Raw genomic sequence first — 6,663 nt, 5'->3', positions numbered from 1 at the left:
AGGCATAAAGCTTTAAAAAGGAATCCAGTCTATTTATAAAGGGTTTTTAAACCCACCATTCGGAGGTGTAAACCTTGGTGGACATGAGCAATGTAAAGCTCAGGATAGAAAACATCGTCGCTTCTGTTGACCTCTTTACGGATCTGAACCTTGAGAAGGTCATAGAGATATGCACGAACTCCAAGTATAATCCCGAAGAGTTCCCTGGGATAATCTGCCGCTTTGAGAAACCCAAGGTTGCTCTGCTGATATTCAGCTCCGGGAAGCTTGTCGTCACAGGAGCTAAGAGCGTTGAGGATATCGAGAGGGCCGTTAGTAAGCTCATCCAGCTACTCAAGAAGATAGGGGCCAAGTTCCACCGCGGGCCACAGATAGACATCCAGAACATGGTCTTCAGCGGTGATATAGGCATGGAGTTCAACCTCGATGCTGTTGCCCTAAGCTTACCCAACTGTGAGTACGAGCCGGAGCAGTTCCCCGGTGTCATCTATCGCGTTAAGGAACCTAAAGCTGTCATACTGCTGTTTTCCTCCGGAAAGATAGTCTGCTCCGGCGCAAAGAGCGAGAGCGACGCCTGGGAGGCCGTGAAGAAGCTCCTCCGTGAGCTCGAAAAATATGGCCTTATCGAAGAAGAGGAGGAATGGTGAGGCCCTTGGCCTTTTCCGTTATCTACTCCCCCATATTCCTCGAACACAAGCCCAAGAACTACCACCCCGAGAACCCCAGGAGACTTCTGAGGGCCATCAATGTCCTTAAGAGTACCAACCTGTGGGAGCCCATCGAGCCGGAACCAGTTCCGGAGAGGGAACTCCTCAGGGTTCATCGGGAGGAGTACATCAAGCTCGTCAAGGAGGAGAGCCGCTCTTTTACCTACCTTGACCCGGACACATACGTTTCCCCCGGTACGTTTGAGGCTTCCCTTAAAGCTTTCGGCGCCTCTAAGAAGGCCGTTGAGCTGGCACTTGATAGGAAGGGACTTTATCTGGCGTTGGTTAGGCCCCCGGGCCACCACGCGGGCAGGAACGGGAGGGCCTTGGGCGCCCCTACCTTGGGCTTCTGTATCTTCAACAACTCGGCCTATGCCGCGAAGGTGGTCGAGGAGAAGCTCGGAAAAGTCATCGTCATAGACTTCGACGCCCACCACGGCAACGGGACTCAGGAGATACTCTGGGACGATGGCAAAGCGGTACACATAGACCTCCACGAGCGCGATATCTATCCGATGAGCGGGTACGAGTACGAAGTCGGCGGGAGGGATGCTGAGGGAACAAAAATCAACATCCCGATGCCTCACTACGCCGGAGATGACGACTATATTTACGCTTGGGATGAAATCGTTCTGCCGGTTCTGGCCCAATTCAAACCCAAGCTGATAGTTATCTCGGCCGGCTTCGACGGCTTTCTCGGCGAGAACCTGACGACACTTCGCCTTAGCGAGGTCTTCTTTGCCTATGCAGGCTCAACGCTCTCGCGCTACCCCCTTGTGGTCATCTTCGAGGGTGGCTATTCCGTTGGCCTCGACAGGGGTTTGCCTGCATTCATCAAGGGATATCTGTCCGGTGAGATAAGGGAGATCCCCGTTACACCGTCCTACGAGGCACTAACGACGGTTTCGGCCATAAAAGGGATACAGACCCAGTGGTGGGAGCTGTAGTTTGCGCATAGGTTACTTACCGGGTAAATTAAAGGTTCTTTACAACTTCCTTAACGACCGGATCGGGGATTGAATGCTCGTTTCTTCTCTTTTCAAGGTAGCCGTACTTGAGGAAGTTCTTGAGGGGCTGTTTCATAGATGATTAAAAGCGTAAAGTTTAAATATTTTCGCCTCATAACTTCTTTTGGTGCGGGCTGAATGAGGCTTTATCGGACTGGGAAAGCCTCACAACTCTTGGGCATCAGCAAGCCAACACTCCTAAGAAAAATCAAAGCCGGCGAGATTAAAGCATACAAAGTCGGCAGAGAATACCGCATTCCAGAAAGTGAAATAAAGAGACTTCTCGAAGGAAAAACACTTGATAAAGTTGTCATTTACGCCAGAGTCTCAAGCAGAGACCAGAAAGAAGATCTTGAGAGGCAAGTCGAATACCTCAAGAACTACTGCTCTTCCAAAGGTTACCAAGTGGCTAAAATTCTCACCGACATTTCTTCAGGCTTGAATGAGAACAGGAGTGGTTTAAAACAGCTCTTCAAACTCATCGAGAGCGGAGAAGTTGGAAAAGTTGTGATAACTTACAGAGATAGGCTCACCCGATTCGGCTTTAAATACCTCGAACAATACTTCACCTCCCACGGCGTTGAAATTGAAGTCATCTTTGACGACGAAGACAAAACACCAGAGAAAGAGCTGGTCGAAGACCTCTTAGCCATTGTGACTTCCTTCGCCGGAAAACTTTATGGTATGCGTTCTCACAAGAAAAAACGTCTCGTTGAGGCGGTAAAGAATGCCCTCAGAGACGATTAAGCTCACGGCAAAATTCAAACTCAAGGGAACTCCCGAAGGGTTAGACGAGCTTTTCCGGACTTATCGTGAAATCGTGAATTTTCTAATCAGCTATGCCTTTGAGAACAACGTTACGAGCTTTTACCGGCTGAAGAAAGAGACTTACAAGGGCTTACGCGGGGAATACCAAGAACTGCCAAGCCATTACCTTTACACGGCCTGTCAAATGGCAACAACGATTTACAAGAGTTACCGGAAAAGGAGAAAGAAGGGGAAGGCCAAGGGAAGACCAGTCTTCAAGAAGGAAGTTGTTATGCTCGACGACCACTTGTTCAAACTCGACCTTAAGGTCGGAATAATCAAACTCTCCACTCAGGGCAGGAGGATTCAACTGGAGTTTTATCCTGCAAAATATCATGAGCGGTTCAAGGACTGGAAGGTTGGACAAGCGTGGTTAGTGAGAACTCCAAAAGGAGTCTTCATAAACGTTGTTTTCTCGAAAGAGGTTGAAGTTAGCGAGCCTAAAACCTTTGTTGGCGTGGACTTGAACGAGAACAATGTAACACTTAGCCTTCCCAATGGAGAGTTTGTCCAAATCATCACTCACGAGCGGGATGGAAAACTTCGCGTCGTTTACCGGCCCCATCTTGAACTCCACATAATCCTTTATGGTGCTCCATCTAACGTTTCCCATGGCGACGGCCTTCAAGATAACCCTGTACCGTCTGCTGTTCTGTATGAGGAACGAAAGATTCTCTTGGATAAGCTTTTCGGCCATGTTGAACAGCTCGTCCATGGCGTGGATGTGAGAAAGCTTCCTAACCCCGCGGAGATAACCGTACATCGTGAGCCAGCCGGCTATGCCCTCGAGCCTCTCAAAGGCTTCCTCGATCTCTTTCTCATCCGATTCGATGCCGACCTCTTCGAAGCCCCTTCTGAGGAAGTCCGTGCTTCCCTCCCGCTTGAACCTTCGAAGCACTATCTCCCTCGCGTATCTTCCGAAGAGGGATTTTTGGGATCCTCAAGGCCAAGGAAGTCGTGGAGCATTCCAACCTCCGAGCCGGTTAAAGCGAAGGTTATCCCTGGCAGATTGTCCACCGCGTAGGCTATCAGGCTGTCGTACCTGATTCCCGAAAATCTGAGGTACTGAGCCTCATCAAAGGCAATTATTACCCTTATACCCTCGTTTTCGGCCCAGGAGCTTATCTTTTCCAGGATTTCTGCGAGGTCGGGCTTTCTATCAAACTCCACACCCAGACCCGAAACCCTCCACCCTTGGATGGAACTCAAAACCTTTTCAAGCTAGTGATTTACGCCCCCGAGACAGTTGAGAGGAGGGAATCAAGGATTTTTCGGGCAAGAATCTCCTGGGGTATTGAGCCGTGAGTGAAGTAGAGAGAGCGGATATCGATTTTTGCGCATGGCATTCCCGATTTCGAGAGCGCAATGTTGAGGAGGGAGCTTTCCCGAGACGTCTTATGCCGAGCAGAAGAATCAGATTTCCCCCCAGTTTACTGCGCTCTGAAACTCCCCCAGTTCATTCTCCCTATCGTACAAGTCCTCGCGTCTGGTTTTGGGCTGAAGATCAACAGCAACTTACCCCATCGTAAGTTACTTTACCAAAAGGCGAAAAAGCAAAAATTAAACTAAAGCCCCAGCATCTCTTTAGCTGCCTTAACTCCCAGGTCAAAGGCCTTCATGTTGACCTCTATCGTCTTGGGTGGAACGCTGACCTTTATGACCTCCCTGACGTGCTCGGCCGAGAGCGGGAAGCCCGGTGTCTGCGTTAAGGCCCCTATCAGGACGACGTTGGTGGTGACTATGTTCCCGGCTTTGAGGGCTAGTTCTTCAGCATCGAAGGCCATGAACTTGCCCCCGAAGTCCTCCTCAATGATCTTCCTCATCTCCTCTAAGGTTGGGTAGGTAGCGAGCCCCATAGAGACCTGGACTGGAGGAATCGGCCTCGCATTGGTGAAGACTAGGCCTCCTTTCCTGAGGTAGTTGATGTACCTCAAAGCCTCAACCGGCTCGAAGCTGAGTATAACGTCTGCCTTTCCCTCTGGAACCATTGCTCCATAGACGTCCTCTCCAAAGCGGACGTAGGCGATGACGCTTCCAAAGCGCTGGCTCATGCCGTGAACCTCACCAACGCGGACTTTATAGCCGGCCCTCAAAGCCGCCCAGCCGAGCAGGTTTGCCGCGGTGAGAATTCCCTGACCTCCAACGCCGGTGATAACGATGTTATATTCTCTCATCTCACTCACCCTCCTCCATGGGCTCGAAGGCTCCGAATGGACACACCTGAGCACATCCGCCGCAGCCCCAGCACATCGTCGGGTCTATCTTAGCCTTCTTTGCTTCGGCATCCCAGTAGATCGCCGGACAGCCGTAGGCGTTGATACAGATCTTACAGCCGGTGCACTTGTCCTCGATGACGTGGTAGATGGGCCACTTCTCTCCCTTCCTCCTCATCTGGCCTATCCTGTAGAGTGCACAGGGCTGTCTGGCAACGACGACACTCACTCCCTCCACCGCCAGAGCCTCCTTGATTGCCCTCTCGGTCGCCTTTATGTCGTAGGGGTCAACAACCTTAACGAAGTCGGCTCCCATCGCCTTTGCAACGTCCTCTATGAGTATCCTCCTGCCCAATCCGTGGGGAGTATCGCCTGTTCCCGGGTTCGGCTGGTCGCCGGTCATAGCGGTAACGAGGTTGTCGAGGACGACTATGACAACGTTGGAGCGGTTGTAGATGGCATTTGCTAAGGCTGGGAGGCCCGTATGGAAGAAGGTCGAGTCGCCTATCGTTGCCACGATTATCTTCTTCTCCTTTCCAGTCTTCCTCTTCTCCTCGCCGGGAACGCCGTTCAGGGCAACGTCGAGGCCGTGGGCCATGCCTATCGAGCCGCCCATCGCTATGGTCGTGTCAACGGTCTTGAGCGGTGGGAGAACGCCGAGGGTGTAACAGCCTATGTCGCTCGGGAATATAGCTCTAGGAGTTGCGGCCCTCCTTATAGCGTAGAAGGTGTTCCTGTGCGGGCATGCAGGACAGAGGCTCGGTGGCCTCGGCGGGACTATCTTCGAGACCTTCTCGTACTTTCTGTCTATTTCCTCGAAGTTGATCGGCGTTTCCATGTCGAGGAACTTCGCTATGGCCTCAACCGCTCTTCTCGCGGTCATCTCGAAAACCCTCGGGACAATGTCCTTCCCGTGAATCGTAATCCTCAGACCCTTGTCGTAGGCCCAGACCTTTACCTGCTCCTCAACGACCGGCTCAAGCTCCTCAACTACGAGAACCCTTTCAAGACCGTCGAAGAACCTCTCAATCAGGCTGTAGGGGGCAGGGAACGGAGTGCCGAGCTTGAGCAGTTTGACGTTCTCAACGCCGAGCCAGGCTAAGGCCTCCTTCACGTAGGCGTAGGCAAGGCCTGGGGCTATTATACCGACCCTCGCGTTTTCGTCACCCTCGATCCAGTTGAAGGAGCTCTCGCTGAATTCCTTGCGGTACTTCTCCACCGTTTCGAGAAGCCAGGGGTGCTTCTTCCTCTGGAAGGCGGGTATGTCGACGTACCTCTCCGGGTTCTTCTTGAAGTTCCCAAACTTCCTCTTGGCTTTTCTTATCTCCTCGGGGAGCTCCCCGAGGACTACGTCACCGCGCATGTGGGAGCTCCTCGTCGTCGTCCTGAGTATCACCATCTGGCCGTACTTCTCGCTTACCTCGAAGGCATACTTCGCCATGTCCTTTGCTTCCTGGGCGCTTGAAGGCTCTAAAACTGGAATCCCGGCGTTCTTAGCTATTGCCCTTGTGTCCTGCTCGTTCTGGCTGCTCCACATGCTCGGGTCGTCGGCGACAACGACGACGAGACCCCCGTCAACGCCCATGTAACTGGCCGTCATGAAGCTGTCCATGGCAACGTTCAGGCCGACATGCTTCATAGCGGTCATGGCCCTTAAACCGCTCCATGCTGCAGCCAAAGCCGTCTCAAAGGCCACCTTCTCGTTGGTGGAGTACTCCATGTAGACTCCAGCCTTCTTAGCGACGGCCGCCATCGTGTCGGTTATCTCGGAGCTCGGTGTTCCTGGGTAGGCAGCAAAAACCGCTATGTTGCCCTCCAATGCACCCCTCGCTATCGCGTGGTTTCCGAGGAGGAGAACCTTCTCTCCCGGTTTGTCCCACAACACTATGTCGGTAACCTTCGCCATCTAAACACCTCCCATTCTAAATG

6 protein-coding genes and 1 pseudogene are annotated in these 6,663 nt (G+C 52.3%); 4 read left to right on the top strand and 3 right to left on the bottom strand.

Annotated features, from left to right (window positions below):
- Positions 1–74: 74 nt before the first annotated feature.
- The 4 genes and pseudogenes from MVD07_RS05035 to MVD07_RS05020 all read left to right on the top strand — a co-directional run.
- Positions 75–647 (top strand): TATA-box-binding protein, encoded by a 573-nt coding sequence (locus MVD07_RS05035; RefSeq protein WP_297499312.1) that lies wholly within the window; start codon positions 75–77, stop codon positions 645–647.
- Between the two features lie 5 nt (positions 648–652).
- Entirely contained in the window at positions 653–1,654 is a 1,002-nt protein-coding gene (locus MVD07_RS05030; RefSeq protein WP_297499329.1) for a histone deacetylase family protein, read from the top strand.
- A gap of 198 nt (positions 1,655–1,852) precedes the next feature.
- A complete protein-coding gene (locus tag MVD07_RS05025; protein ID WP_297499310.1) occupies positions 1,853–2,461 on the top strand; it encodes an IS607 family transposase in 609 nt (202 codons plus the stop codon).
- A pseudogene (locus MVD07_RS05020) lies at positions 2,442–3,056 on the top strand (RNA-guided endonuclease TnpB family protein); the annotation flags it as partial. The gene MVD07_RS05025 and the pseudogene MVD07_RS05020, both read left to right, overlap by 20 nt.
- Before the next feature lie 362 nt (positions 3,057–3,418).
- Here the strand turns inward: MVD07_RS05020 and MVD07_RS05015 are convergent.
- The 3 genes from MVD07_RS05015 to iorA form a co-directional block, all read right to left on the bottom strand.
- Complete coding sequence (locus MVD07_RS05015; RefSeq protein ID WP_297499331.1) at positions 3,419–3,691, bottom strand: hypothetical protein; 273 nt, start codon at positions 3,689–3,691, stop codon at positions 3,419–3,421.
- A 395-nt stretch (positions 3,692–4,086) separates the two neighbouring features.
- A complete protein-coding gene (locus MVD07_RS05010) occupies positions 4,087–4,695 on the bottom strand; it encodes an indolepyruvate oxidoreductase subunit beta (RefSeq protein WP_297499309.1) in 609 nt (202 codons plus the stop codon).
- 1 nt (position 4,696) lies between these two features.
- Positions 4,697–6,640 carry an indolepyruvate ferredoxin oxidoreductase subunit alpha gene (iorA, locus tag MVD07_RS05005; RefSeq protein WP_297499307.1) on the bottom strand — a complete coding sequence of 648 codons (1,944 nt, stop codon included), beginning with the start codon at positions 6,638–6,640 and terminating at the stop codon, positions 4,697–4,699.
- Between the last annotated feature and the right edge of the window lie 23 nt (positions 6,641–6,663).

The sequence above is a fragment of the Thermococcus sp. genome (genome assembly GCF_027008145.1).
In the GTDB taxonomy this organism is placed as follows: domain Archaea; phylum Methanobacteriota_B; class Thermococci; order Thermococcales; family Thermococcaceae; genus Thermococcus.
The sequence above is the reverse complement of the archived record's forward strand: the minus strand, read 5'-3'. Positions and strand labels throughout refer to the sequence as shown.